Here is a 26,368-nt window from a genome sequence, read left to right on the forward strand (position 1 = left end):
CGCTGCCTCAGCGGCCCCCGAGGCCGTGGTGGAGCTGGACCGGTTCCGATCCGCTCGACCCCGGTCCGGCCAGCTCCGGTTCGAGCGGTTTCAGTACGCCGACCGTCTGGTCACCGCTGGTCTCGCCCGTCGTGTGGAAGCCGAGGCCGAGGTAGAAGTTCTCCGGGCCGTCGGGGCCGGGGTGCCAGGTGACGAAGAGGCGGTCGCCGCCTCGGCGGCGGATCTCGGCGGCCACGGACTCGACAGCGAAGCGGCCGTACCCCCTCCCCTGCTCGTCGGCGGCGATGTTGAGCCGCCAGAGCCCGGAACGGATGTCGGTGCCCGAGCCGTCGCCCTTCCAGTCGATGTCGAGGAAGGCCATCAGAAAGCCGACCGCACGCTCCCCGTCCATGATGAGCCGGGGCCAGGCGACCCCGGGGTGGACGTACGCCTCGGCCAGCGACTGCGCGACCGGCTCCACCAGGTGTTCCTGATCGGGGCGGACGCGTACGCCGAGCGCGGCGTCGAGGTTGGCGGGAGTTATCTCGGCCAGGTGCGGGGTGGTTGACATGTTCGATGAGATAGCCGGAGACCGCGGGGGCGGCGCAACTGGTTTTCGGGTGCGCGAGAACACGCGGGCCGATATCGGGCAGGGTGACCATGACCGTTCTGATCACGGTGTGCGGGACTTCTCCCGGCATGGGCAAGTCGACGCTGTGCACCGAGCTGTACCGATGGCTGGCCGGCATGGGGCTGCGGGTGGACCACTTCCGCGAGGAGGAGATCCTGACACGCCCGCAGTTCACCGCGGTCGCCGAGGAGTTCCGGGCCACGGGCAGGGTCGAGCCGGGGACGTTGCTCTCGGCGACGGGACGGTTCGTCGAGTCGGTACGGGCGAGTGGCTGTGACGTCGTGATCGCGGACGCGTTGGTGCCGTATGTGCCGACGCTGCTCGCCATGGGCCACGACGAGGAAACGATCGATGCGTTCATGACCGACCTGACCGCGGTACTCGCACCGGTCCGCCCGGTCATGGTCTATCTCGACGGACACGCCGAGACCGCCTTGGCCCGCGCCGCGAGGAGAGAGGGCGCTGGGTGGCTGGACCGCTATGTCGGGAAGCTCGCCCGGTACGAGGTGCGCCCACCGGTGTCCGATGTCGCCTCGGCGGCGCGGTACCTGCGGCGCGAGCGCTCGGTGACCCTCGACGTGGTCGGACGGGCGCGCTGGGGGCTGGTGACGGTCGCACGAGCCGATGAGCTACCGCCGGATGAGGTGCTGTGGGTCGCACGGCGGGGGCTGGGACCCTCATTGCGGCCGTAGCGACGGCTGTGGAGACGGCCGTCGCGTCCGTGCTACGGCGTTCCGGTGTGGCAGTCGCGGCGTCTCGTCGGCCCGTCTCAGGGCGCCTGGTCGTCGTCCCCGGGCCGCGGCGGCCAGGCGTCGCCCCAGTCCGCGTCGCGGGCCGCCCGGTAGAGGAGGCCGTGGCGCTTCGTGACCGTGGTTCGGGCGAGGGTCGGCTCGGACTCGCAGAGGTCGAGGAGGACCTGGCCCTTGCGGATCTGGGGCCTGCGGACGATGCGGGAGGGAGCGGGCGTCGGGGGGAAGCGGGTGGCGGCGACGTAGCTGAACTTCTCGTCCTCGTACGGCAGGGAACCACCCTTGACCTGCCGGTGCAGGGAGGAGCGGCTGACCCGGGCCGAGAAGTGGCACCAGTCCTCGCCGGGGACGATGGGGCAGGCGGCGCTGTGCGGGCAGGGGGCGGCGATGTGGAAGCCGGCGGCGATCAGACGGTCCCGGGCCTCGATGACACGGGCGTAACCGCCGGGGGTGCCGGGCTCGATGATCACGACGGCCTGGGCGGCGGTCGCGGCCGCCTCGACGACGGCCGTGCGGTCGGCGGGGGTCAGCTCACCGAGGACGTACGAGACGGTCACGAGATCGGTGCCCTCGATCGTGAGCGCCGATCCGATACGGGAGCGCTGCCACTCGGCGGCCTTCAGTTCCGGGTTCGCCGCGGCGATCTCCCGCCCGAGCGCGAGCGCCGGCTCCGCCCAGTCGAGCACCGTCACCGGCCGCGCGCCCTCCCAGGTGGCGTTCACCGCCCAGGTCGCCGCGCCGGTGCCCCCGCCGACGTCCACATGACCGCCGGGCACCCACCCGGGCACCGCCGCCGCGAAGGCCTCCAGCGCCGAGCACACCGCCTCGAACGTCGCCGGCATCCGGTACGCCGCGTACGCGACGACGTCCGACCGGTCCCGCAGCACGGGCGCGTCCGTCGGCGTCCGCCCCCGGTAGTTCGCGATCAGCCGCTCGACCGCCTGCGTGGCCGACTTCGGCGGCAGCCCGTCGAGCAGGCCCGCGAGGGCGGTGCGGAGGGTGTCGGCCGAGGAGGAGGGGAAGGAGGCGGGGGCGTTCACGGGGTGATTCTACGAGGGGGCGCGGGCCGGGCGGCCCGCTCGGCGCTGGTCCCGGCCCGGGGCGGGCCATAGAGTGCCGGGATGATCGAGGTACCCGACACGTTCGCACGGAGCACGGTCGAGCGGGAGGGCGAGCCGGGAGCGGTGTGGCTCGCCGAACTGCCCCGGATCGTGGGCGAGTTGCTGGAGCGGTGGGGGTGTGTGCCGGACGGGGATGTCCTGCACGGCGGCGTCGGGGTGGTCGTCCCGGTGGCGCGGCGGGGGGAGCCGGCCGCCGTCCTGAAGGTGTCGTTCCCGCACCCCGGGAACGTCCATGAGCCGGACGCCTTCGAGGCGTGGGGCGGGTGTGGGGCCGTACGGCTGTACCGGCGGGACGACGAGCGGTTCGCGATGCTGCTGGAACGGGTCCGGGAGTCGACGCTGGCGGAGCTGGGCGACGAGGACGAGATCGTGACCGTCGCCGGGCGGCTGAGCAGGCGGCTGGCCGTGCCCGCGCCGGCCGGTCTGCCCCGGCTGCGGGAGCGGACCGGCGCCTGGGCGGAGGAACTGCGCGCGGACGCCGGAGAGCTGTCGCACGCGCTGCCCCGCCGCACGGTGGACGCCGCGCTGGCCACGCTGCGTGAACTGGGCCCCGACCAGCCGGAGACCGTCGTGCACGGCGATCTCCACGCCAGGAACATCCTGCGGGCCGAGCGTGAGCCGTGGCTGGCCGTCGATCCCAAGGGGCTGGCGGGGGACCCCGCCTACGACGGCGGCACGCTGCTGAAGTCGCGGGCGCTGAGTCTCATCGCGGCGGACGACCTCGGCACGGCCGTCCGCCGGGTGCTGGACGTCTTCGCCGAGACCGCCGAGGTCGACGGGGAGCGGCTGCGGCGCTGGGCGCAGGTGGAGGTTGTCCGCGCCGCGTTCCACGCCCGCCGCCACGGCTTCCGGGTGGCTCGCGGCGGCCCCCGCCTGGAATGGCTCATCGCGTTCGTGGACCACCTGGCGGAGCGACTGACCGCCCCGGCCCACCCGCACTGAACCGCGACACGACCAGCCACCGGCCGCGCACGCTGAACGGCGACTCGACCAGCCACCGGCCGCACACCCCGGCGACGTGCGGCACCTCGCGACCCGCCTGCCCGCCGCCCCAGGCCCCGCACGCTGAACGGCGACTCGATCAGCCACCGGCCGCACACCCGGCGGTATGCGGTACCTCGCGACGCACCTGCCCGCCGCCCCGGCCCACCCGCACTGAACCGCGACACGATCCGCCAGCGGCCGCGCACCCCCACGGCCCCCGGCCGCCGCGACCGCCTACCCGCCGCCCCGGCCCGCGCGACGCCTGCCACTCCTGCCGCTCCTCCCGCCCAGTCGGCTGTCGCCACCTTCGCGCGCCACGCAACGGGCCGGCTTCAGGGCTTCGGCCGGTCACATCCCCCGTACCGCCCGCGCCAGCCGGGTCCCCGCCGCCGCCCGGGCCCTGTTGATCGGGTCGCGGCGGCGGGGGTGGACCGCGTTGGTGAGGAGGATGAGGAAGGTGTCCGTCGCGCGGTCCAGGACCAGGGACGTGCCCGTGAAGCCGGTGTGGCCGGCCGCGCCCCGGCCCGCGAGTTCGCCCATGAACCAGGGCTGGTCGAGGGCGAAGCCGAGGCCCGGCGGGGTCAGCATCAGCTCGACGAAGTCGGGGCCGAGTATGCGGGCGGGGCCGTAGGAACCGCCTGCCAGCAGGGTGCGGCAGAAGACGGCCAGGTCGCGGGCGGTGGAGAAGAGACCCGCGTGGCCGGCGACACCGCCGAGCGCCCAGGCGTTCTCGTCGTGGACCAGGCCGCGGATCATGCCCCGGTCCGCCTTCGCCCAGGGCCGGCGCTGGTCCTCCGTCGCCGCGGCGGCCGGGCAGGGTCCGAAGGTCGTCGACACCATGCCCAGGGGATGGGTGATGCCGTCGCGGATCAGGACGTCCAGGGTCCGGCCGGTGAGGCGCTCCAGGACGTGCTGGAGGAGCAGGAGGTTCAGGTCGGAGTAGACGTGGGCCGTGCCGGGGGCCGCCGTCGGGGCCTCCGAGCGGAGCATCGCCAGCCGGGCCTCCGGCGACGGGCAGTCGTACAGCGGGAGTTCGGGGCGCAGCCCGGAGGTGTGGGTGAGGAGGTGCCGGACGGTGAGGCCGTGTGCGGCGGCGCCCGTGAAGTCCGGCAGGTACGCCGCCACCTTCGCGTCGATGCCGAGGGTGCCGCGCTCCAGTTGCTGGACGGCGGCCACGGCGGTGAACAGCTTGGTGAGGGAGGCCAGGTCGAACGGGGTGTCCGGTCGTGCCGGGACGCGTAAGGCGTCCGGCAGTTCCACCCCCGAGTCGGCGCGCTCGTCGTAGGCCTCGTAGCGGACGGCCCAGCCCGCGGCCTCCTCGACGGCGACGACGGGGCCGCGGCCGGCGAGGACCACGGCGGCGGGCGCCCGGGGGCTGTCGCCTTCCGTCAGCGCGCGCACCTCTCGCACGAGATGGCGCAGTTCCTCGGGGTCGAGTCCGGCCCGTTCCGGGGTGTCCGTGCGCAGTCTCGGCGCGCTCAGCTCTCCGCTCCCTCCACTGTCGTGCCGGTCGAAGTACCCACCGTCGTACGCCTGTTCCAAGGACGGCACAGTGCCACGAAGCAGGCCGCGGCCACCAGTGTCGCGGTCAGTTGGACGACGGCCATGGGGACGGCCGTGTCCTCGCCCGCGACGCCGACCAGGGGGGACGCTATCGCGCCGATCAGGAAGGACGAGGTACCCAGCAGGGCCGACGCGGAACCCGCCGCGTGGCGTACCCGCATCAGGGCGAGCGCCTGGGTGTTGGGCAGGGTGACGCCCATCGCGGACATCAGCACGAAGAGGGCCGCCGCCACCGGGGCGAGGCCGACCTCGCCGAAGACGCCCAGGGACATCAGCAGCAGCGCGGTCGCGGAGACGGCGACGATGCTCAGGCCCACCGCGAACACCTTGTCCAGGCTGACCCGGCCGACCAGGATCTTGCCGTTGATCTGGCCGACGAGGACGAGGCCGACGGAGTTGACGCCGAAGAGCAGGCTGAACGTCTGCGGGGAGGCGCCGTAGATCTCCTGGATCACGAACGGGGAGGCGCTGATGTACGCGAAAAGGGCGGCGAAGGCGAAGCCGCCGGCGAGCGTGTAGCCCATGAAGACGCGGTCGGTGAGCAGGCCGCGCATGGCGTGCAGCGTCTCGCCGATGCCGCCGCTGTGGCGTTCGGCGGGGGCCAGCGTCTCGGGGAGCTTCGCCCAGACGACCGCGAGCAGGGCGATGCCGATGGCCGTGAGGACGACGAAGACCCCGCGCCAGTCCGTGACGCGGAGGATCTGACCGCCGATCAGCGGCGCGATGACCGGGGCCACCCCGGAGATCAGCATCAGCGTCGAGAAGAACCGGGCCATCGCGTCACCGTCGTACAGGTCGCGGACGACCGCCCGCGCGATCACGATCCCGGCCGAACCGGCGAGCCCCTGCACCAGGCGGAAGGCGATGAGGGTCTCGATGGTGGGGGCGAGGGCGCAGAGCGCGGTGGCGACGATGTAGACGGCGAGGCCGAGGAGGAGGGGGCGGCGGCGGCCCCAGCGGTCGCTCATCGGGCCGATCAGCAGCTGGCCGAGCGCCATACCGGCGAGGCAGGCGGTGAGGGTGAGCTGGACCGTGGTGGCGGGGGTGTGCAGGGCGGTGGTGACCTCCGGCAGGGCCGGGAGGTACATGTCCATCGCGAGGGGCGGGGTGGCGGTGAGCCCACCGAGGATGAGGGTGACGAGGAGACCGGTACGGCGGAGGGCGACGGATCCGGGCTTCGACTGCGACTGCGACTGCGACTGCGGCTGCGGCTGCGACCTCGGCTGTCCTGATGCCGCGAGCTGCCCCGGCAATCCGGACTTCCCTGACGAACCGGGCCGCCCCGCCGAGTTGGGCCGCCCCGACGGCCCTGAATGTCCTTGCAGTTCCGCCCCCGTGTTCGACTCGGCCGGTGCCGAGCCCCGTATGTGCCCCTCGGGCATGTGCCCCTCCCTCTTCGTTGGATCCGCCACCTATGCTCTCAGCTCGTACGACGTGGGCGGGGTCACAGTCCCGCCCCGGGGCCGAGGACAGGGGTGGCGATGTCGAACGACGGACGTGTGCGGTGGGGGATCCTGGCGACCGGAGGGATCGCCGCGGCCTTCACGGCCGACCTCGTCGACCTGCCGGACGCCGAGGTCGTGGCCGTGGCCTCGCGCAGCGAGGACTCCGCGCAGGCCTTCGCGGAACGGTTCGGGATACCGAGGGCGTACGGCGACTGGCGCGCGCTCGCCGAGGACGCGGACGTGGACGTGGTGTACGTCGCCACACCGCACTCGGCGCACCGGACGGCCGCCGGGATGTGTCTGGAGGCCGGGCGGAACGTGCTGTGCGAGAAGCCGTTCACGCTGAACGTGCGCGAGGCGGAGGAGCTGGTCGCGCTGGCGCGGGAGCGCGGCCGGTTCCTGATGGAAGCCATGTGGACGTACTGCAATCCGGTGGTGCGCCGGCTCGCGGCGATGGTGCGGGACGGCGCGATCGGTGAGGTGCGCACCGTCCACGCCGATTTCGGCATCCTCGGGCCGGTCGCGCCGACGCACCGGCTGCGGGACCCGGCGCAGGGCGGAGGCGCGCTGCTCGACCTGGGGGTCTATCCGATCTCGTTCGCGCATCTGCTGCTCGGGGAGCCCTCGGACGTGACGGCGAAGGCGGTGCTCTCGCAGGAGGGCGTCGATCTCCAGACGGGCGCGCTGCTCTCCTGGGAGAGCGGTGCCCTCGCGTCGGTGCACTGTTCCATCGTCGGTGGCACCGCCACCAGCGCGTCGGTCACCGGCTCCGAGGGCCGGATCGACATCCCGGACGGCTTCTTCTTCGCGGACCGTTTCGTCCTGCACCGCGAGGGCCGCGAGCCTGAGGTCTTCACCGCGGACCCGGCGGACGGTCCCCGGGGCAGCTTCCGTCACGAGGCCCGGGAGGTCATGCGGGCCCTGCGTGCCGGCGAGACGGAGTCCCCGCTCGTCCCCCTCGACGGCACCCTCGCCGTGATGCGCACCCTGGACGCGATCCGCGACCGTATCGGGGTGCGCTATCCCGGCGAGGACGACCACCTGGGCGACGCCCTGGTGACTACGCCGGCGTGAGCCCCGGGTTGCCCGCCTCCACCGCGAACGAGGCGACGGTGGAGATCCCGGCCCCGGTCGTCGTCACGTACGGCACGGCCTTGAAGTCGGCGCGGGCGGCCTCGCGGTCGAGGGCGACCGTGAGGTAGCCGCGACGGCCGTTGTAGAAGCGCATGTGGGGGTTGGCGGTCATGTAGGTGTCCCAGTTCGCGGGCTTGTCGGAGCCGTTGCCGCCGCTGCTGATCGAGGTGGCGACGAGCTCCGTGCCGACGGTGCGGGACGCGCGGTCGTCGAAGTCGCGCTTGATGTCGAAGGCGTAGCCGACGTGGACGTCGCCGGTGAGGACCATCAGGTTCTCGACGCCGGCGGCCTCCGCGCCCGCGAGGAGACGCTCGCGGGAGGCGGTGTAGCCGTCCCAGGCGTCCATCGCCACCCGGTAGACGTCGCCGACGGCGTTGCGGCGCTGGGAGAAGGTGACCTGCTGGGGGACGACGTTCCAGACGGCGTCGGACCGGTTCCAGCCGTCCAGGAGCCAGCGTTCCTGCGTGGCGCCGGTCATCGTGCGGGCGGGGTCGGCGGCCTCCGGGCCGGGGATCTGCCAGCCGTCGCCCTGCGCCTGGTTGGAGCGGTACTGGCGGGTGTCGAGTATGTCGAACTGGGCCAGGCGGCCCCATCGGAAGCGGCGGTAGAGCTTCATGTCGGGCCCGTCGGGGCGCTGGGGGCGGCGCAGCGGCTGGTTCTCCCAGTACGCACGGTAGGCGGCGGCGCGGCGCAGCAGGAACTCCTCGGACGGCTCGCCGCCGTCGGGGTGGTCGCCGGCGTAGTTGTTCTCGGTCTCGTGGTCGTCCCAGGTGACGACGAAGGGGTGCGCGGCGTGGGCGGCCCGCTGGTCGGGGTCGGTCTTGTGGAGGGCGTACCGCAGTCGGTAGTCCTCCAGGGTGACCGTCTCGTGGTTGAAGATTTCGGGCAGGACGCGGTCGGTGTAGTTGCGGGCGCCGCCGACGGAGTTCACGGCGTACTCGTAGAGGTAGTCGCCGAGGTGGAAGACGACATCGATGTCCTCGTCGGCCAGGTGCCGGTAGGCGGTGTAGTAGCCCTGGTCGTAGCGCTGGCAGGAGACCGCGGCGAAGGAGAGGCCGGTGGCGCCGGTGAGGTGGGCGCGGCCGGGGGCGGTGCGGGTGCGGCCGGTCTCGCTGATCCAGGTGCCGGTGCGGAAGCGGTAGTAGTAGACGCGCCCGGGGGCGAGGAAGTCGACCTCGACGTGGACGGTGTGGTGGAACTCGGGGTGGGCGGTGGCGGTACCGCGTCTGACGATCCGTCGGAATCTCTCGTCGTGCGCCAACTCCCAGTGGACGGTGACCCGTTCGGCAGGCAGGCCGCCGTCCGGCTGGTACGGGGCCGGGGCGAGCCGGGTCCACAGCAGCACGGAGGTGGACAGCGGGTCGCCGGAGGCCACGCCGAGGGTAAAGGGGTCCTCGGTGATCCGTCGCGCGTCGAGCGTGGCGGCGGCCGCGGCTCCGGCCGCGGGGAGGTTGGTGGCGAAGGCGAGCGCGGCGGCGGCGCCCGTGACGGTGAGGAAGCGGCGGCGGTCGAAGTGACGTGCGGCGGCGCGGAGTTCGGCCGCGTGCGTGGAACGGGGCTGCGTCGACCTCGGCGAGTTCTGGGCGTTCTGAGCTGTGGGTGTCATCTGGCCCTCGTCTGACGGTAGTTGTCTCTTGGCATTGGAGTGGCCAGGTTCGACGATCTTCTGTCACGTACACAACACTCAGATGGCGGACGGATGAGTTCCGGATGGCGGGCCCTTCCTGCGCGGCCGGGTGCGCCCCCTCCTTTACGCTGCGAGGCCATGAACGCTATGCGAACCAAGATCGCGATCGTGACGGGTGCGGGCTCCGGCATCGGCCGTGCCGTGGCCCTGGAACTGCTGCGCACCGGCTGGTCGGTGGCGCTCGCGGGCCGCCGCGAGGACAAGCTCGCCGAGACCGCCGCCGAAGCCGGGGCGAGCGCCGAGGCCGGGGCGAGCGCCGGGGCTGGGGCAGGCGCCGGGGCCGGGGCGGACCCGCAGGCCCCCGACGCGCTGTGCGTCCGTACGGACGTCTCACGCCCCGGCGACGTGGACGCGCTCCTCGCCGCCGTGCGCGACCGGTTCGGACGGCTGGACCTGCTGTTCAACAACGCCGGCACGTTCGGCCCTGGCGGGGTGCCGGTGGAGGAGCTGGACTACGCGGCCTGGCGGCACGTCGTGGACACCAACCTCAACGGGGCGTTCCTGTGCGCGCAGGCGGCGTACCGACAGATGAAGGAGCAGGACCCGCGGGGTGGGCGGATCATCAACAACGGCTCGATCTCCGCGCACACGCCCCGCCCGCACTCCGTCGCCTACACCGCGACCAAGCACGCCCTGACCGGCCTCACCAAGTCGCTCTCGCTCGACGGGCGGCCGCACGGCATCGCGGTCGGCCAGATCGACATCGGCAACGCGGCGACGGACATGACCGAGCGCATGGCGACCGGCGTCCTCCAGGCGAACGGGCAGCTGGTGCCGGAGCCGGTGATGGACGTGACCGACGTGGCCCGGACCGTCCGGCACATGGCGGAGCTGCCGCTGGAGGCGAATGTGCAGTTCGCGACGGTGATGGCGACGACGATGCCGTACGTGGGGCGGGGCTGAGCCGGCCGAGACGGGTGTACACCGCACTCGTCCACCGCTCAACCTGCACAAACGGAAGCTGATGCTCCGATCCATAAGAGCACGTAGCAGGCATATGCTCAGGACGCGTCTCCACGAGAGCTTCACACTTGGAGGCAGTGGCTTCCGTGGCCAACCCGAGGGGGAGGCGGCAGCCGTTCCGCGTTCCGGATGGGGGCGGACCTCGCGTGGGACCGCGAGGTAAGCACCGGAGCGCGGAACGGCTGCCACCACATCACCGTCCGGACGAGCGCCTCACCCGCGCCGCGGCCGAGCCCACCGGCCCGGCCGCCCCGTCCGCCGCCGTACGGGCCCCTCAGCGCCCCAGGAGCCGGTCGATCTCGGCCAGCTGGTCCGCGGTGAGCGGCCCCTTCGCGAGGGCGCCCGCGTTCTCCTCGGCCTGGGCGACCGAGCGGAAGCCGGGGATGGGCACCGTCCGGGGGCTGCGGGCCCAGATCCAGGCGAGGGCGCCCTGCGCGAGGGTGCGGCCCCCGGTGGTGAGGATCTCGCGCAGCGCCTCGACCCGGCCGAGCCACTCCGGGTCCGCGCCGCCGTCCATGCTGAAGCCGGGCAGCCAGGCGGGCGGGGTGCTGCGGATGTCACCGGCCTCCAGCGCACGCCCGCCGCTGTGCTTTCCGGTGAGCAGACCCATGGCCAGTGGACTGCGGTTGATGCTCGCGAGGTTCGACTCCGCGCACAGCGCGAGGAGTTCCGGCGCGTCCTGGAGGATGTTCAGCCGGTGCTGCACGGCCGCGCAGTGCGGGCCCTCGGCGAACACGGCGGCCCGCTCCGGGTCGTCGGTGCTCCACGCGTACGCCCGGATCAGGCCCTCCCGTACGAACTCCTCGCAGATGTCGCGGAGTTCGGCCGCCCGCTCGGGGTCGGCGTCGGAGAGGTGCAGCTGGTACAGGTCGACGTGGTCGGTGCCGAGACGGTCGAGGGAGGCGGTGAGGGCGCGGCGGGCGTGGGCGGGGGTGTCGTCCTGGCCGGTGAGGGTGCGGGTGGCCTCGTCGAAGAGGTTGCCCCACTTGGTGGCCACGACGACGTCGGCGCGGCGCTTGCCGAGGGCCCGGCCGAGGACGCGTTCGCTGTGGCCGGCGCCGTAGGTGTCGGCCGTGTCGAAGAAGGTGACACCGAGGTCGAGGGCGCGGTGGACCGCCCGTACGGACTCCTCGTCGTCCACCTTGCCCCAGCCGAGGGGCTGTCCGTCGGTGTCCTGCCACTCACCGCCGATCGCCCAGCAGCCGAAGCCGAGGGCGCTGACCTGGATGCCGCTGCGGCCCAACGGCCTCGTGTACGTGTTCGTCTCCATGCCCACGGACGCTATGAGTTGGAGTGCACACGAACGCAAGCCCCCCAACCGTCCGGACCGCCCCGGGCGTTATGCCTGGCCCGTCTCGAACCGGCTGATCCTGCCGTCCTCCGACACCGTGAAGCGCCACGCGGTGCGCATCTCGCCCCAGGTGTCGTTGCGGTAGTTGGCGACCAGGGCACGGCCGCCCGCGGACTCCCGCTGCACCTCGATGTGGCCGTGCGAGGAGAAGATCTCCCGGTCGGTCCAGTCCGCGAGGTCACGGTCGGAGCCGTCGTCCGACATCGTCGCGTCCTCGGTGAGGAGGGCGAAGAAGGCGTCCTCGTCATGGGCGTTCACCGCGGCGACGAAGGCCCGGACGGCCGGGTCGCTGAGTTTGGCGGGTGCGATCGTCATGGCGGCCAGCCTCACACCGTTCCCGGGGGTGCGCCACCGGAGGCGCACGGCGGATCCGGGGCCACCCGAACGGCGGCCCGCACGGGCCCGGCGGGTGTGATCGGTGCGACGGTGGATACGCGGGAGGGGACCTACGCACCGGCTGCCCCGGGAGAGTTCATGACCTCATTCGACCGACGTGATCTGGGACTGCTGCTCCTCCGGCTGGGCGCGGGCGGTGTGCTCGCCGCGCACGGGACGCAGAAACTGTTCGGCTGGTTCGGCGGGCACGGCATCGAGGGCACCGGCGCGTTCATGGAGTCCGTCGGCTACGCGCCCGGCAAGGCCAGCGCCACCGCTGCCGGGCTCGCCGAGACGGGCGGCGGGGCCCTGCTCGCGCTGGGCCTCGCGACGCCCGCGGCCGGTGCCGCCGCGGCGGGCGCGATGGGCGGCGCGGCCGCGATCCACGCGCCCAATGGGTTCTTCAACGCCGAGGGCGGCTACGAGTACGCCGCGACCCTGGGCCTGGCCGCCGCGGGCCTCGCCGTCGCCGGGCCCGGCCGGCTCTCCCTCGACCACGCGCTGCGCCATGTCGTCGACCGGGGCTGGATGGTCCCGGTGGCGCTCGCCGGCACGGCCGCGGTCACCGCGGTGGTCGTGGGCATGCGCAACCAGCGGGTACGCAAGGAGAAGGAGGGCGAGCAGGAGGCGTTGTTCGAGGAGTGAGCTTCGAGGAGTGAGCTGCGCCGTTCCGGCAGATCGGCCGTCGTCACCCTTCCGGCGGATCGGCCGTCGTTGTCACAGGGGCGTGGCAAGCTGCGCCCATGAGCGAGCAGAACCACTCCCCCGACGACCTCTGGCAGTCCGTCACCGACCTGCATGCCTGGCTGGAGGCGGACCAGCCGTACGGTGGCCAAGAGGGCCTGCTGCTGCGGATGTTGAAGCTCCAGGAGGAGGTCGGCGAGGTCGCGCAGGCGGTGATCGGCGCGACCGGGCAGAACCCGCGCAAGGGCACCACCCACACCTGGGACGACGTGCAGTCGGAGCTGTGCGACGTCGTCATCACGGCGCTGGTGGCGCTGCGCACCCTGACGCCGGACGCCCGCGCGGTGTTCGCGGCCCACCTCGCCGGGGTCACCGCACGCTCGCTGGGCCCCCGCCATGGCTGACAACGCGTTCTGGATCGCCGCGCTCACCGCCGGCACGGCCGTGCTGGCGAGCTGGGTGACGAGCCGGGGGACGGCGCGCGCGGCGCGCATCCAGGCGGACACGACGGCGGGCGCGCAGCGGGTGGAGCGGCTGCGGGAGGCGCGGCGGACCGCGTACGCCGGGTTCATCGAGCAGGCGCAGCGGCTGAACGACGTGCACTGGAAGGTGTCCGACGTTGTGGTCCGGGGCGCCGAGGGCGGGCTCGGGCCGGAGCAGGTCGAGGAGCTACGGGGGCTGCGTGAGCGGCAGCGGGACGAGTACGCCGCGCTGCGGAACCTCACCTGGGTCGTCTCGCTGGAGGGGCCCGAGGAGGTCGCCGACCTCGCCAACACCGTCCGGCGGGCGACGAGCCCCTTCCACAAGGCGATCGAGGCCATGATCGAGGGCGACACCGGTGCCGCCGCCCGCTTCGACGCCTGCTACTCGCCGTTCTGGGACGCGCTGCGGGCCTTCATCAAGGCCTCCCGCGACACCCTGCACTCCATGTAGGCCGACTGTGGGTCCTACCGCTCCTGAAGACTGAGCAGGAGTGAACCTGACTCAGCCGCACGCCCCGAACGGTCTTGAGCGGACTGGTCCCCGGCGTACTCAACCCCGAGGCAGCGACACGCATCCTGTGCGTGGTCCGATCCCGGGAGGCCTGTTCCCTGTGCGACCTCTGACCAAGTGGATACGGCCAGTGGCGACGGGGAGGCCCCGAACCATCTCTCCGGTGGAGCGGGGGCCAAGACAGGAAGCCGACCATCACACGATCGAGTTAAAGCGGCCTTATGTGCGCTCCTAGGCCAGCAGTTGCCAACCGCGGCCGCCCGCGGTCATACCCCGGGGTGACCCGGCGCCGGCGGCGTACTGCGTACTGAGTACCCGCGATTGTCGGCAGCCGCACGACGACGGGACAGGGGCCGCGACGGGAGTCTTGGCACACACCCGAGACCTCTCACGTGGAGACCTGCGACCCATGGCAACCTTCCTTCATCGGCTGGGCCGACTGGCCTTCCGCAAACGCTGGTACGTCATTGTGATGTGGCTGGCGGTACTGGGCGCCGTCGGGGTCGGCGCCCTCAAGGCCCCGGGAGCCTCCGACGAGGAGTTCTCCATGCCGGGCATCGAGTCCCAGAAGGCGTTCGACCTGATGGAACAGCGCTTCCCGGGCGTCACGGCGGACGGCGCCACCGCCCGGGTGGTGTTCGTCGCCCCGAGCGGCGAGAAGGTCACCGCCGCCGAGAACAAGAAGGCCGTCGAGGAGACCGTGGCCGACCTGGCGGACGGTTCCCAGGTGGCGAGCGCCGTCGACCCCTTCCAGGCCGGGGCGGTGAGCAAGGACGGCACCACGGCGTATGCGACGGTCACCTACAAGGTCACCGCGAACGACCTCACCGACGCCAGCAAGACCCACCTGGAGGACACGCTCCACGCGGCGCAGGACTCCGGGCTGACCGTCGAGGCCGGCGGCACCGCCATGGCCGAGCAGGGCGGCGCGGGCGGCATGGCCGAGGTGATCGGTGTCGCCATCGCCTCCGTCGTGCTGCTGATCACCTTCGGGTCGCTGGCCGCCGCCGGACTGCCGCTGCTGACCGCGCTGGTCGGCGTCGGCCTCAGCATGGCCACGATCCTCGCCCTGTCCGACGCGCTCGGCCTGTCCACCACGACCGGCACCCTCGCGATGATGCTGGGTCTCGCGGTCGGTATCGACTACGCCCTGTTCGTCGTCTCCCGCTACCGCGAGGAGCGGGCCAACGGCCGTACACCGGAGGAAGCCACCGCCCTCGCCACCGGCACGGCCGGGTCGGCGGTCGTGTTCGCCGGGCTCACCGTCGTCATCGCGCTGGCCGGACTGTCCGTGGTCGGCATCCCGATGCTGACGAAGATGGGGCTGGCCGCCGCGGGCGCGGTCGTCGTCGCGGTACTGATCGCGCTGACGCTGGTCCCGGCCGTCCTCGGCTGCTGGCCGAACGCCGTGCTCTCGCGCAAGGCCCGCAGGAGCGGCCGTATCGCGGAGAGCGTCAAGGACAACGGCGGCACTCGCTGGTCCCGGTTCGTACTGCGCCGCCCGCTGCCCGTGCTGATCCTCGGTGTCGTCGGCCTCGGCGCACTCGCGATACCGATGACCGACCTCCAGCTGGGCATGCCCGGGGACGAGGCCAAGTCGACCTCGACCACCGAGCGCCGGGCCTACGACGCGCTCGCCGAGGGCTTCGGGCCCGGCTTCAACGGGCCGCTGACGATCGTCGTGGACGCCAAGGGAGTCGACGACGCCAAGGGCGCCGCCGACACGATCGCGAAGGAGATCGGCGCCACCGAGGGCGTCGTGTCCGTCTCCCCCGCGCGCTTCAACGAGGCCGGTGACACGGCCGTCTTCTCGGCGGTGCCCACCACCGCGCCGACCGACGAGAAGACCAAGGACCTGGTGACCGTCATCCGGGACGAGCGGCCCGGCCTGGAGTCCGAGACGGGGGCGACGTTCGAGGTCACCGGCACCACCGCGCTGAACATCGACATCTCCGACAAGGTGCAGTCCGCGCTGGTCCCGTATCTGCTGGTCGTGGTCGGTCTCGCCGTCATCCTGCTGCTGGTCGTCTTCCGCTCCCTGCTGGTCCCGCTCAAGGCGGCCCTCGGGTTCCTGCTGTCGGTGCTCGCCTCGCTCGGTGTGGTCGTCCTGGTCTTCCAGCAGGGCCACGGCGCGGAGCTGCTGGGCGTGGAGCAGACCGGCCCGATCATGAGCCTGATGCCGATCTTCCTGGTGGGCATCGTGTTCGGCCTGGCCATGGACTACGAGGTGTTCCTGGTCTCGCGGATGCGTGAGGCGTACGTCCACGGCGACCCGGCCCACGAGGCGATCACCAGCGGCTTCCGGCACAGCGCCCGGGTGGTCGTGGCCGCCGCTCTGATCATGATCGCGGTGTTCGCCGGGTTCATCGGCGAGAGCGACTCCATGATCAAGATGATCGGGTTCGGGCTGGCCTCGGCGGTCCTGTTCGACGCGTTCGTCGTCCGGATGGCGATCGTGCCGGCCGTGCTGGCGCTGCTCGGCGACAAGGCGTGGTGGCTGCCGAAGTGGCTGGACCGGATGCTGCCCCACGTCGATGTGGAGGGTGAGGCGCTGACCCGCCGCGCCGACCCGGAGGCGGCTCCGGCCGAGACGGCCGAGCTCGAAGTGACGCGCACCTGATCCGACCGCCCACCCCCACCGGGGGCCGCCCGTGGCGAAGGACACGGACGGCCCTCGGGGGCGTCCACCCCCGCGTCGACCACGATTGGTCCCAGTCCACCGACCGGAGTCACCCATGACACTCAGCAGCCCCAGCCGGGAACGGCGCTACGCGGACCGGCTGGAGGAGTTCTCCGACCGCCACCACTTCCTCGTCGACCTGGTCCTGGTCTCGGCGCTGCTGGGCTGCGCCTCCCTGGGCAGCGCGCTCACCCTGCCCGGCGCCCGGCCTCCGGACCAGGACAGCGTCGGCATGGCTCTCATGGGCGTGTCCTGTCTCGCGCTGCTCAAGCACCGCACCCACCCGCGCTCCGCCCTCGTCGTGACCGCGATCTGCACCGTCGTCACGGTCGCCCTGGGCTACCTGCTCACCCCCCTGCTGCTGGCGCCGATCATGGCGGCGCTGTACTGGCTGGCCTCGCTCACCGACCGCAGGACCACCCGCGCCTACGGCTGCACCACCATCACGGCGATGACCCTCGCGGCCGTGGTCTCCGACTCCATGGACCATCTGTCGCTGCTGCTCAGGACGATCGGCCCGGTCTTCTGGCTGCTACTGCCGCTCGTCGCCGGCCGAGGCACCCAGGTGCGTCGCGCCTACCTGAAGTCGGTGCAGGCCCGCGCCGAGCACGCCGAGCGCACCCGGGAGGAGGAGGCACGCCTCCGGGTCGCCGAGGAACGGATGCGCATCGCCCGCGATCTGCACGACGTGGTCGCCCACCATCTGGCGCTCGCCAACGCCCAGGCGGGCACCGCCGCGCATCTGACCCGTACCGACCCCGAGCAGGCCCACCGCATCCTCACCGATCTGACGGCCACCACGTCGTCTGCGCTGCGCGAGCTGAAGGGCACGGTCGGGGTGCTGCGCCGGCCCGACGACCCCGAGGCGCCGCTGGCCCCCACCCCCGGACTCCACCAGCTCCCGGAGCTGACGGCGGCGTGCGAGTCCGCCGGTCTCACGGTCGCCGTCACCACGGAGGGCACCCCCGGGCCGCTCGACCCCGGCGTGGACCTGACCGCGTACAGGATCGTGCAGGAGGCCCTCACCAACGTCAGCAAGCACGCCGCCGTGGACGCGGCGCGGGTCCGCCTCGTGTACGAGGATGCACATCTGACGATCACGGTCACCGACGAGGGCGCACCCCGCCCGCGAAGCGCCTCCGAGCCCGGCCGCGGCTTCGGCCTCATCGGCATGCGCGAGCGCGCCCAGTCCGTCGGAGGCTGTCTGAGCGCCGGTCACCGCCCCGGCGGCGGCTTCGAGGTCACCACCGACCTGCCGCTGCGGCCGTACCACCCTCGCCCCACGGAACCGGCACCGGACCCGGAACCGGCCCTCGACCAGCGGACCTAGTCACCGCGCCCCCGACCAGCGGAAGTAGCACAGCGCCCATGACCATTCGTGTCCTGCTCGCCGACGATCAGGCCCTGCTGCGGGCCACCTTCCGGATCCTCATCGACTCCTGTCCGGACCTGGAGGTGGTCGCCGAGGCCACCGACGGCCGGGAGGCGGTCGACCTCGTGCGGGTCCACCGCCCCGACGTGGTGCTCATGGACATCCGGATGCCCGGCACGGACGGGCTCACCGCCACCGCCGTGATCTGCGCCGACGAGGAGCTCGCCGACACCCGCGTACTGATCCTCACGACGTTCGAGATCGACGAGTACGTGGCGCAGGCGCTGCGCTCGGGCGCCAGCGGCTTCCTCGGCAAGGACGTCACGGCCGACGTGCTCCTCGACGGCATCCGCACGGTGGCCGCCGGCGACACGCTGCTCTCCCCCGCCGCCACCCGGACGCTCATCACCCGTTTCCTCGCCAGCCCCACCCCCGGCAACCGCCTCGCCGCCCCCGACCAGCTGACCGTGCTGACCACCCGGGAACGCGAGGTCATGTCCCTGGCCGCCGAGGGCCACTCCAACGACGAGATCGCCGAGAAGCTGTACGTGAGCCCGCTGACGGTACGGACCCACGTCCACCGGGCGATGACGAAACTGGGCGCCCGCGACCGGGCCCAACTGGTCGTCATGGCGTACCAGTCGGGCCTGGTGCGGGTCACCCAGCAGGAGTGATCACCCTCAACTCCTGGCTCTTCGCTACTCCTTGTAGAACGTGGCGTCCTGCCGGTCGAGGGTCGTGCTGACCGGCTGGGTGTAGAGCAGGTTGTTGAAGTGCCGGATGTACCGGCCGGGGAAGTTGAACGACTCGTACGAGACGCCGTCCGCCGTGTCGGCGAGACCGGCCCGCTGGAAGAAGGAGGCGTCCGCGTCGAACAGGGCGGTGCCGTCGTCCTTCTCCACCCACAGCTCGTTGTTCTTGTGGCGGAGGTAGTAGCCGGGGAAGTTCGCCGACTCCAGCGAGACCGTGCCGCTGCCCGTCAGCCCGGTGACGATCCGGAACTGCGAGTCGGCGAGGTTGGTGACGTTGCTCTCCAGCTTGGCGCGGTACTCCCAGTGCCGGATGAACTTGCCCGGGTAGTTGAAGGACGAGAGCCGGACCGGGGTCGCGCCGTCGGCGACGGGGATGCCGAAGTTGGGCGTGCCGTCGGCGTTCCAGTACAGCTTCTGGTAGCGGGTACGGCGGTTGGGGTCGTTGAGCGGGTCGCCGCTGATGTCCTTGTAGTTGCGGTCGTGGTAGACGAGGATGTCGGACTTTCCGTCCTCGGACGTGGTGAAGGTGTTGTGGCCGGGGCCGTACTGGCTGGTGGCGGCGTTGCTCTTGAAGACCGGGTTGGGGGTCTTGACCCAGGAGGCCGGGTTCATCAGGTCGGCCGAGTCGTTGGCGGTCAGCAGGCCGAGGCAGTAGTTGGCGTCGGTGGCGGCGGCCGAGAAGGTCATGAAGACCTTGCCGTTGCGCTGGATGACCGCCGGGCCCTCGTTGACGGTGTGGCCGACCTTCTCCCAGGCGTTGGTCGGCCGGGAGATCATGACCGGGCTGCCGCTGATGGTCCAGGGGTTGGACATCTTCGCCAGGTAGATGTTGGTGCCGTCACCGACCGCCGGGTCGTTCTGCGCCCAGCTCAGGTAGCGGGTGCCGCCGACGGTGAAGGTCGTCGCGTCGAGCGAGAAGGTGTCGAGCGGCAGGGAGATCCTGCCCTTCTCGGTCCAGGTGCCGGTGATCGGGTTGGCGGCGCTGGTCTCCAGGACGTACGGGCGGATCTTCCAGATGTCGTTGGAGGAGCCGGCGGTGAAGTAGATGTACCACTTGCCGTCGATGAAGTGGATCTCCGGCGCCCAGATGTGGGCGCCCATCTCACCGCTGGCGTGCTTGGTCCAGATGGTGGTCTCCGTGGCCGTGGCGAGGCCCTGGAGGGTGGTGGCCCGGCGCATCACGATCTTGTCGTAGGCGGGGACCGTGGCGGTGAAGTAGTAGTAGCCGTCGGTGTGCTTGAAGATGTGCGGGTCGGCCCGCTGCTCGGCTATCGGGTTGGTGAAGGTGACGGCCGGGGACGCCGGGACGGCGGCCTGGGCGGGGGCGGTCATGGTGGTGAAGACGGCGAGCGCGGCCGCCACGGCCACGACGGCCCGTCTGGTGAGGTGTCGCATGTTCTGTCTGGGCCTTTCGGGATCAGGCGGTGGTGGGGACGAGGCGCCACTGCTGGCAGTTGTTGTTCAGCCAGGACCACTGGCGTACGTCGGCGCCGTTGGCGGTGCCGCAGTCGGCGACGTCCATGACCTTGCCGGTGGCGGCGTTGACGATCCGGACGTAGTCGTTGCCGAGGTAGACCATGCGGAACTTCTGGCAGGTGTTGTCCAGCCAGGACCACTGCCGGATGTCGGTGCCGTCGGCGCTCGCGCAGTCGGTGACGTCGGCGACCTTGCCGGTGGCGACATTCCGCAGACGGCTGGTGTCGTCGGCGCGGTCCTCGATCCGCCACTTCTGGTTGGCCCCGCCGTTGCAGGTCCACTGGGCGATGTTGGTGCCGTCGGCCGTGCCGCCACCGGTGACGTCCAGGCACTTGCCGCTGTTGCGGTTCACGATGGTGTACGCGGTCGGGGTCGTCGCGGTCTCGCCGGAGGGCCCGGCGATGGTGGTCCCGAGGGCGACGGGGGTGCCGAAGTTCGGGGTGCCGTCGGCGTTCCAGGTGAACTTCTGCGCACGGGTCGTACGGCCGTTGTCGCAGCCGTCGCCCGCCGCGTCGTTGGCGTGGTAGACGATCCAGTTCTCGGTGCCGTCGGGCGAGGTGAAGAACCCGTTGTGACCGGGTGCGTACACGCTGTTGGCATCGCTGCGCTGGAAGACCGGGGTCTGCTTCTTCGTCCAGGAGGAGGCGAGCAGCGGGTCGGACCCGGTCAGCTCCAGCTGGCCGAGCTTGTAGTCGGGGCCCCAGCAGGCGCTGGCGGAGTAGATCAGGAAGGTACGACCGTTCCGGTACAGCGGCTCGGGACCTTCGTTCACTTCACCGCTCTGGGTCTCCCAGCTCAGGGTGGGGCTGGAGATGACGGTGAAGGTGGTGGAGGCGAGGGTGTACGGGTTGCTGAGCGGCGCGATGACGAGGCTCTGCTTGCTGCCGTTCACGGAGCCACTGCCCGCGAGGTAGAGCTTGTTGTTGTACTTGAGCACACTGGCGTCGATCAGCCAGCCGCCCGGGTTGAGGTTGGACCCGGCGAGCTGGTTCTTGAAGGTGTAGGGCCCCATCGGGTCGGACCCGGCGCTCTCCAGCACGTAGGTGCGCTGGTCGTCGCAGCAGGCGGAGGCGCGCGGCCCGGCGGAGTAGTAGAGGTACCACTTGCCGTCGAAGAAGTGGATCTCCGGGGCCCACATGTTCCAGTTGCGGGTGGAGGTGCTGTCCGACCACACCTGCACGCTGGGCGCGGTGCTCAGCCCGGCCAGCGTGGGCGACTTGCGCATGGTCAGCTCACCGGTGAACGAGGTCGTCACCAGGTAGTAGTTGCCGTTGTAGTACTCCAGCCACGGGTCGGCGCCCTTCTGGGTCTTGACCGGGTTGGTGTACGGCTTGCCGTCGGCGGCGACCGCGGGCGAGGCCGGCTGGACGGCGAGGAGTGACGCGAAGAGGGCCAGCAGCGCGGCCCCCATCGTCACCCAGTGACGGACTTGAATGCGGAACACGGCAAGTCCCTTCGGGAGCGGCTCTTGAGGGGGATCGATCGGTGTTACAGGGGGAGACATTGTTCGGTATTGCGAACGTTGTGCGTAACTTCGGCCAGAAGGTAAGGGTGAGGCGGGAGGGGCGTCAATGGATACGACACGATTTGATGCCACCGAGACCGTCGGGCGATGCCGACGAGATGGTCAGCCGACGCTGACGACACGGTCAGCCGATGCCGACGAAACCGTCGGCCGACCCGGACGAGACCGTCGGCGCACGCTGACGAGACCGTCGGCTGATACTGACGAGACCGTCGGAATAGATCGCGAAGGCGGGTGGGTTTGCGATTGCATGGCGAAACTGAACCTGGGTCGATACGGCATCTGGAGCATCGGACTGCGGACGGAGGACCCCGCTCGAAGCGATGAACTCGCCGAAGCGGCATCCGAGTTGGAGGAGCTGGGCTTCGGCGCGATCTGGCTCGGCGGCAGCACGTCGGTCCGGCACGCCGTGCCCCTCGTCGAGGCCACGTCGCGCATCACCGTCGCCACCGGCATCCAGAGCATCTGGCAGCACGAGGCCGCCGGCACGGCCGCACAGTACGCCGAGCTGGACGCCACCCACCCCGGCCGCTTCCTGCTCGGCCTGGGCGTGAGCCACGCGAAGCTCACGGAGCAGTACCGGCGCCCGTACGCCGCGATGGTCGACTACCTGGACGCCCTGGACGCGGCCGGGGTCCCCGCCGACCGCCGGGTGCTGGCCGCGCTGGGCCCGAAGATGCTCCGGCTCGCGCGGGACCGGTCGGCCGGCTCCCACCCGTACCTGGTGACGCCGGAGCACACGGCACAGGCCCGCGACGCGCTGGGGACGGACCGTCTCCTGGCCCCCGAGCTGAAGGTGATCCTGGAGACCGACGCGGACCGCGCCCGGGCGATCGCCCGCGCCCACCTCGCCTTCTACCTGGGCCTGCCGAACTACACGAACACCTTCCTCCGCATCGGCTTCACCGAGGCCGACCTCGGGGACGGGGGCAGCGACCGCCTGATCGACGCGGTGTACGCGTGGGGTGAGGACGAACGGATCCGGGCGCGGGTGGACGAGTTCCACGCGGCGGGGGCGGACCATGTGGCGCTACAGGTGCTCGACGGGCGGGAGGGCGACGCCCTGCCGAGGAACGAGTGGAGGCACTTGGCGGGGGTGGTGGGGGCGCTGGAGGCGGGCTGACCGGACGGGGTCGGAGGCAGCCGTTCGCTTCCGACCCCGTCGACCCCGCCCCTCAGCCGCCTGGTACGACCACGGAGCCTGGTGTCACCGCACCACGCGGGCGAACACATCCCCGATCAGGTTCGTGTCCTCGGGCACGAGCCCGGGGTGGTACGACTCGAACACGACCGTCGACTCGTCCCCGCTCAGCGCCGCGTCGCCGACGGTGACGGGCTTGCCGTCCTGCCCCGGGGACAGCAACTCCTCCTGCCCGGTGCACAGGTCGCGCAGGATCAGCCCGAGGGACGTACGGTTCGCGTCCGCCGTGTTGAGCAACAGCTTCGAGCCGTCGACGGACAGGTCGGACAGCAGCGTGAGATCGGTGGGGGCGTGGCCGTCGTACCGCTGGAGCTCACCGGTACGCAGGTCACGGACGAAGGCGTTCACGCCGTTGTTGGAGTCGGCGTCCGGGACCAGGTTGGTGGCCGCCGAGTTGAACCCGACCTTGGAGCCGTCGCCGCTGAGCACGGGAGCGAAGGCCGAGGTGCTCGCGGGCGCCCCGTCGTGGGTGGCGTCGGCGTGGACGGTACGCCCGCTGCGCCGGTCGTGGACCAGGATGTCGCCCTGATCGCCGCTGCCGGGCCCGGTGTACCCCTCCAGGTAGGCGACCCTGCGCCCGTCCGCGCTCATCGCGACCTGCTCGCACCGGTAGTAGGTCTTGGAACCGTCCGGCTCACGGCTGACCCGCCGCACCTCCTGCGTCTTGCGGTCCAGCAGCATGACCCGGCAGGGGAAGGCGCCCTGCGGATCGACGGCGTACCGGGCGACGAAGGCGACGTACCGCCCGTTGGCGCTGACCGGCGCGATGCCGTAGGACAGCTGGTAGCCGTCGTCCATCGCGGGCGTCAGGCGCTCGATGGTCCCGGTGCTCAGGTCCATGACATGAACGGAGGAGGTGGCGGTCGCGGTCGAGTACGACCCGAAGGTCAAGTACCGCCCGGACTCGGACAGTTGAGGCGTGGAGGTCGTCTCCCCCGGCACCACCACACGCTGCAACGGCTCCCCGGGCCCCGTCCGGTAGTAGACGCTGTTGCGCACATCGGTTCCCGGCCCCAGGTTGGTCGCGGACGACATGAAGGCCACGACTCGCCCGTCCGCGCTGACGACGGGGTCGGTGGAGTGACCGTTGCCGCCGGTGACGCCGTCGGGGGCCACACTGATCCGTTGGGTGGTCGGTAGGACGCCCGGTGCCTCGTCCTGGGCGACGGCGGACGTGGACGACACAGACGTCACGCCGACAGCCACCAGAACGGAACCGACGGCATGCGCCAGCACACGTAACACAGGTCTTTTCACTGGTTCCCCCTTCAACAGGAGCACGATGAAAGCGCGCTCCCAGCGAAGGGTCAATGCTTTGAACTACCTTGCGGGGACGGACCCTTTCGCAGCTTCCTGGGCAGCGTTGCGCGCGGCGGTGGCCAACCTCACGGACAAGGACTTCGAACAACCGTCGGGCTGCGCGGGCTGGCTGGTGAGGGACCTCGTCTGCCACCTGGTCATCGACGCCCAGGACGTCCTGACCACTCTGGCCACACCCGCCGGCACCGCGCCACTGACGGCCGACGCGACGACGTACTGGCAGGTCACGAACGGTCCCCCCACCGGCGAGGACCCCCTCGCCGCCCTGACGGTCCGCCTGGCGGCGGCGTACGAGGACCCGGCCCTCCTCAAATTCCACCTGGACGACGTGGGATCGGCGGCGGGCCGTGCGGCCGAACTCGCCGACCCCACGGCCCGGGTGACCACCCAGGACAAGGTCCTCACGGTCGCCGACTACCTCACGGCGTACGTCCTGGAATGGACCCTCCACCACCTGGACCTGACAGCCCACCTCCCGGCCCTCCCCGGCCCGCCCCCGGAAAGCCTGGCCCACTCCCGCACGGCCCTGGAGAACATCGCGGGCACGCACTTCCCCACGTCGTTCACCGACCGGGACGCCCTGCTGGTGGGCACGGGCCGCCGGACACCGACGGACAGGGAACTCACGGAACTGTCCGAACTGGGCTCCCTGGCAGCGAAGTTGCCGCTCGTACTCGGCTGACCGGACCCTCGCCCGACCCTCGCCGGTCAGCCTCCGACGTACCAGGTGAAACCGCCGTTGGAGGCGGCCACGGCGATCAGAACCGCGAAGACGATCAGGTCCACGACCCCGAGGACGATGCCGGCCTTGGCCAGGCCGCCGCCCCCTTTCACCCCCGCCTGCCGCAGGCCGACGGCACCCAGCACGATGGCCAGCGGCCCGAGGATCACATTGAAGAAGAAGATTCCGATGATTCCGCAGACCAGACTGGCGATGGCCAGACCGTTGGTGCGTGATCCGGAAGTGGCAGAAGGACTGCCGTAACTCGTCATCACATTCCCCTGATGTAGGCGTACTTGATGAGGGAGCTCCACTTCTCGGCGCGCTTTCACGCCCTGTGCTTTCCGGCGTTCCGAGTGCCCCTGTACCCCGGCTCTACTCCACTGCGGCGACGCCTTGGGCCGCGTGCTCGTCACAGGGTCAACCGCCCCGCCTCGGTCACGAGGAGTGACTCGTCGGACGACCGCTGCCCGAACCTCGCATCCCCTCCCTCGGGACTGTAAGACGTTCGGCTCTGTCACGTAATCGGTGGTAGCGCTGCGTGGTGATCACTGGAGGAGGATTCGGTGGCGGAGCAGGGGGAACCCGGCTCGGCCGTGCATCTGCCTCATGATCCGCTTGGTCCGCGTGTTGACGCCTTCGGTGCGGCCGTTGTGGTGCGGGAGGGTGAGTCCGGCGTCGACGGCGGCGCGGTCGAGTTCGAGGCCGTTCGCGAAAGAGCGCAGGTGGGGTAGGTCGGCGGCGCGGACTGTGGTGATCCAGTCGGTGAGCTTGGCGTCGTTGCCTTCCGCTGGGGTCAGTAGCTGAGCGAACTCGCCGGTGAGCCGGGCGAGTTCGGTCATCTCGGGGCAGGCTCTGGTGAGTTCCCGCAGCAGTGCGGTGTCCTTGTCGCGCAGGTTCTCGGGGCGGGTGAGCAGGAGGCGGGCGAAGCGCTGCGGGGTGGTGACCGGCTTGTCGCCCTCAGCGCGGCCCTGGGTGATGTAGCGGTAGAGCAGGTTGAGGCTGCCGGTGTATCCCAGCTCCTTGATCTCCCGGAAGAGTTGGAGGACGGGGACTGCCGGGTCGTCCGCGCGGCGGATGCGTCACGCGGGCGTAGCGCTTGATGGTGTTCAGGGCGACATCGAGGCGGCGGGCGCATTCGAGCAGGCCGACGCCTTGGCCGAGCAGATTGTGGACTCGCTGCCAGCGCTCGCGGGTGGTCTGCTCGTGTACGCCCCCGGGCCGGGCGGGGTTCACAGCGGTCGCCCAGCAGGCGGTGTGGGAGCGGACCTCGGACAGGACCTTGCCGCGCAGGTTGCTCCACAAGTGCCACCTGTCGCTGACCTGCACCGCCTCGGGGAGGGCCTGGCGGATCGCCTCGCCATAGGAGCCGGAGCCGTCGCGGCAGACGTAGCCGGACCCGGGATGCTCGCGCAGCCACGCGACCAGGGTCTGGGCGGTGCGGTCCGGCAGGACGTCGATCCGCTCGCCGGTCTCGGCGTCGATGATCACGGTGGCGTAGCGGTGCCGGCGCTTGAGAGCGAAGTCATCAATGCCGAGCACGCGCGTTGAAGTACGAGCTCGACCTCCCGGAGTGACCACGGGCCCCGCGCCGCCCGTCACTCCCCGCCCCGCCTACACCCACCGCCCCACCACGTACAGCAACCGCCCGTGTGCACGTCG

General features: G+C 71.4%; 23 protein-coding genes and 1 pseudogene. 12 read left to right on the forward strand and 12 right to left on the reverse strand.

Translation table 11 applies throughout. The annotated features are described in order from the left end of the window. Positions 1 to 7 precede the first annotated feature (7 nt). A complete protein-coding gene (locus PUR53_RS45905; protein WP_329912419.1) occupies positions 8 to 550 on the reverse strand; it encodes a GNAT family N-acetyltransferase in 543 nt (180 codons plus the stop codon). A gap of 89 nt (positions 551 to 639) precedes the next feature. Between PUR53_RS45905 and PUR53_RS45910 the strand changes: the two genes are divergently transcribed. Continuing rightward, entirely contained in the window at positions 640 to 1,302 is a 663-nt protein-coding gene (locus PUR53_RS45910) for a hypothetical protein (RefSeq protein ID WP_329912420.1), read from the forward strand. A gap of 77 nt (positions 1,303 to 1,379) precedes the next feature. Here the strand turns inward: PUR53_RS45910 and PUR53_RS45915 are convergent, their stop codons facing one another. Next, positions 1,380 to 2,399: a small ribosomal subunit Rsm22 family protein gene (locus PUR53_RS45915; RefSeq protein WP_329912421.1), complete on the reverse strand. Its 1,020-nt coding sequence runs from the start codon at positions 2,397 to 2,399 to the stop codon at positions 1,380 to 1,382. A gap of 81 nt (positions 2,400 to 2,480) precedes the next feature. On the opposite strand from PUR53_RS45915, the gene PUR53_RS45920 reads away from it, so the two are divergent. Further along, complete coding sequence (locus tag PUR53_RS45920) at positions 2,481 to 3,422, forward strand: aminoglycoside phosphotransferase family protein (protein ID WP_329901151.1); 942 nt, start codon at positions 2,481 to 2,483, stop codon at positions 3,420 to 3,422. Between the two features lie 390 nt (positions 3,423 to 3,812). Here PUR53_RS45920 and PUR53_RS45925 read toward each other — a convergent pair whose 3' ends face one another. Then, a complete protein-coding gene (locus PUR53_RS45925; protein ID WP_443080443.1) occupies positions 3,813 to 5,015 on the reverse strand; it encodes a serine hydrolase domain-containing protein in 1,203 nt (400 codons plus the stop codon). After that, positions 4,943 to 6,409: a multidrug effflux MFS transporter gene (locus PUR53_RS45930; protein ID WP_329912423.1), complete on the reverse strand. Its 1,467-nt coding sequence runs from the start codon at positions 6,407 to 6,409 to the stop codon at positions 4,943 to 4,945. Before PUR53_RS45930 ends, PUR53_RS45925 begins: the two co-directional genes overlap by 73 nt. Before the next feature lie 99 nt (positions 6,410 to 6,508). Between PUR53_RS45930 and PUR53_RS45935 the strand changes: the two genes are divergently transcribed. After that, complete coding sequence (locus tag PUR53_RS45935) at positions 6,509 to 7,546, forward strand: Gfo/Idh/MocA family protein (protein WP_329901148.1); 1,038 nt, start codon at positions 6,509 to 6,511, stop codon at positions 7,544 to 7,546. On the opposite strand, the gene PUR53_RS45940 is transcribed toward PUR53_RS45935, so the two are convergent. After that, the gene (locus tag PUR53_RS45940; RefSeq protein ID WP_329901147.1) at positions 7,533 to 9,212 is read right to left on the reverse strand and encodes an alkaline phosphatase D family protein; all 1,680 of its coding nucleotides are present in this window, start codon (positions 9,210 to 9,212) and stop codon (positions 7,533 to 7,535) included. The two genes, PUR53_RS45935 and PUR53_RS45940, sit on opposite strands and share 14 nt — an antisense overlap. Positions 9,213 to 9,371: 159 nt before the next feature. On the opposite strand from PUR53_RS45940, the gene PUR53_RS45945 reads away from it, so the two are divergent. Continuing rightward, complete coding sequence (locus PUR53_RS45945; RefSeq protein WP_329912424.1) at positions 9,372 to 10,196, forward strand: SDR family oxidoreductase; 825 nt, start codon at positions 9,372 to 9,374, stop codon at positions 10,194 to 10,196. A 334-nt stretch (positions 10,197 to 10,530) separates the two neighbouring features. Here the strand turns inward: PUR53_RS45945 and PUR53_RS45950 are convergent, their stop codons facing one another. Both PUR53_RS45950 and PUR53_RS45955 read right to left on the reverse strand, forming a co-directional pair. Beyond that, positions 10,531 to 11,526, reverse strand: coding sequence for an aldo/keto reductase (locus PUR53_RS45950; RefSeq protein ID WP_329901145.1), 996 nt, complete (start codon positions 11,524 to 11,526; stop codon positions 10,531 to 10,533). A 69-nt stretch (positions 11,527 to 11,595) separates the two neighbouring features. Then, positions 11,596 to 11,922, reverse strand: coding sequence for a nuclear transport factor 2 family protein (locus tag PUR53_RS45955; RefSeq protein WP_184894851.1), 327 nt, complete (start codon positions 11,920 to 11,922; stop codon positions 11,596 to 11,598). A gap of 159 nt (positions 11,923 to 12,081) precedes the next feature. Between PUR53_RS45955 and PUR53_RS45960 the strand changes: the two genes are divergently transcribed. The 6 genes from PUR53_RS45960 to PUR53_RS45985 all read left to right on the forward strand — a co-directional run bounded on the left by PUR53_RS45960 (position 12,082) and on the right by PUR53_RS45985 (position 18,385). Next, positions 12,082 to 12,627: a DoxX family membrane protein gene (locus PUR53_RS45960; protein ID WP_329901144.1), complete on the forward strand. Its 546-nt coding sequence runs from the start codon at positions 12,082 to 12,084 to the stop codon at positions 12,625 to 12,627. Positions 12,628 to 12,725: 98 nt separating this feature from the next. Next, the gene (locus PUR53_RS45965; RefSeq protein WP_329901143.1) at positions 12,726 to 13,070 is read left to right on the forward strand and encodes a MazG-like family protein; all 345 of its coding nucleotides are present in this window, start codon (positions 12,726 to 12,728) and stop codon (positions 13,068 to 13,070) included. Next, entirely contained in the window at positions 13,063 to 13,599 is a 537-nt protein-coding gene (locus PUR53_RS45970) for a hypothetical protein (RefSeq protein WP_329912425.1), read from the forward strand. The genes PUR53_RS45965 and PUR53_RS45970 overlap by 8 nt, the downstream gene beginning before the upstream one ends. Before the next feature lie 469 nt (positions 13,600 to 14,068). Beyond that, positions 14,069 to 16,279: an MMPL family transporter gene (locus PUR53_RS45975; RefSeq protein WP_329901141.1), complete on the forward strand. Its 2,211-nt coding sequence runs from the start codon at positions 14,069 to 14,071 to the stop codon at positions 16,277 to 16,279. A gap of 115 nt (positions 16,280 to 16,394) precedes the next feature. Then, positions 16,395 to 17,669, forward strand: a complete 1,275-nt coding sequence (locus PUR53_RS45980; RefSeq protein WP_329901140.1) for a sensor histidine kinase — start codon at positions 16,395 to 16,397, stop codon at positions 17,667 to 17,669. 38 nt (positions 17,670 to 17,707) lie between these two features. Next, positions 17,708 to 18,385 (forward strand): response regulator transcription factor, encoded by a 678-nt coding sequence (locus PUR53_RS45985; protein ID WP_329912426.1) that lies wholly within the window; start codon positions 17,708 to 17,710, stop codon positions 18,383 to 18,385. Positions 18,386 to 18,409: 24 nt separating this feature from the next. Here PUR53_RS45985 and PUR53_RS45990 read toward each other — a convergent pair whose 3' ends face one another. Together PUR53_RS45990 and PUR53_RS45995 are read right to left on the reverse strand one after the other, a co-directional pair. After that, positions 18,410 to 19,858: a family 43 glycosylhydrolase gene (locus PUR53_RS45990; protein WP_329901138.1), complete on the reverse strand. Its 1,449-nt coding sequence runs from the start codon at positions 19,856 to 19,858 to the stop codon at positions 18,410 to 18,412. A gap of 22 nt (positions 19,859 to 19,880) precedes the next feature. After that, complete coding sequence (locus tag PUR53_RS45995; RefSeq protein ID WP_329901276.1) at positions 19,881 to 21,350, reverse strand: family 43 glycosylhydrolase; 1,470 nt, start codon at positions 21,348 to 21,350, stop codon at positions 19,881 to 19,883. 364 nt (positions 21,351 to 21,714) lie between these two features. Between PUR53_RS45995 and PUR53_RS46000 the strand changes: the two genes are divergently transcribed. Further along, a complete protein-coding gene (locus PUR53_RS46000; protein WP_329912427.1) occupies positions 21,715 to 22,587 on the forward strand; it encodes an LLM class F420-dependent oxidoreductase in 873 nt (290 codons plus the stop codon). An 84-nt stretch (positions 22,588 to 22,671) separates the two neighbouring features. Here the strand turns inward: PUR53_RS46000 and PUR53_RS46005 are convergent, their stop codons facing one another. Next, on the reverse strand, positions 22,672 to 23,859 hold the full coding sequence (locus PUR53_RS46005) for a TolB family protein (protein ID WP_329912428.1): 1,188 nt from the start codon (positions 23,857 to 23,859) through the stop codon (positions 22,672 to 22,674). Positions 23,860 to 23,947: 88 nt separating this feature from the next. Here PUR53_RS46005 and PUR53_RS46010 point away from each other — a divergent pair, with 88 nt between their 5' ends. Then, the gene (locus tag PUR53_RS46010; protein ID WP_329912429.1) at positions 23,948 to 24,667 is read left to right on the forward strand and encodes a maleylpyruvate isomerase N-terminal domain-containing protein; all 720 of its coding nucleotides are present in this window, start codon (positions 23,948 to 23,950) and stop codon (positions 24,665 to 24,667) included. A gap of 26 nt (positions 24,668 to 24,693) precedes the next feature. Here the strand turns inward: PUR53_RS46010 and PUR53_RS46015 are convergent, their stop codons facing one another. Both PUR53_RS46015 and PUR53_RS46020 read right to left on the reverse strand, forming a co-directional pair. Next, the gene (locus PUR53_RS46015) at positions 24,694 to 24,978 is read right to left on the reverse strand and encodes a DUF4190 domain-containing protein (RefSeq protein WP_329912430.1); all 285 of its coding nucleotides are present in this window, start codon (positions 24,976 to 24,978) and stop codon (positions 24,694 to 24,696) included. Between the two features lie 276 nt (positions 24,979 to 25,254). Then, positions 25,255 to 26,251, reverse strand: a pseudogene (locus tag PUR53_RS46020) (ISL3 family transposase); the annotation flags it as partial. Positions 26,252 to 26,368 lie beyond the last annotated feature (117 nt).

It is taken from the genome of Streptomyces sp. SP18BB07, assembly GCF_036322545.1.
Classification (GTDB): Bacteria; Actinomycetota; Actinomycetes; order Streptomycetales; family Streptomycetaceae; genus Streptomyces; species Streptomyces deccanensis.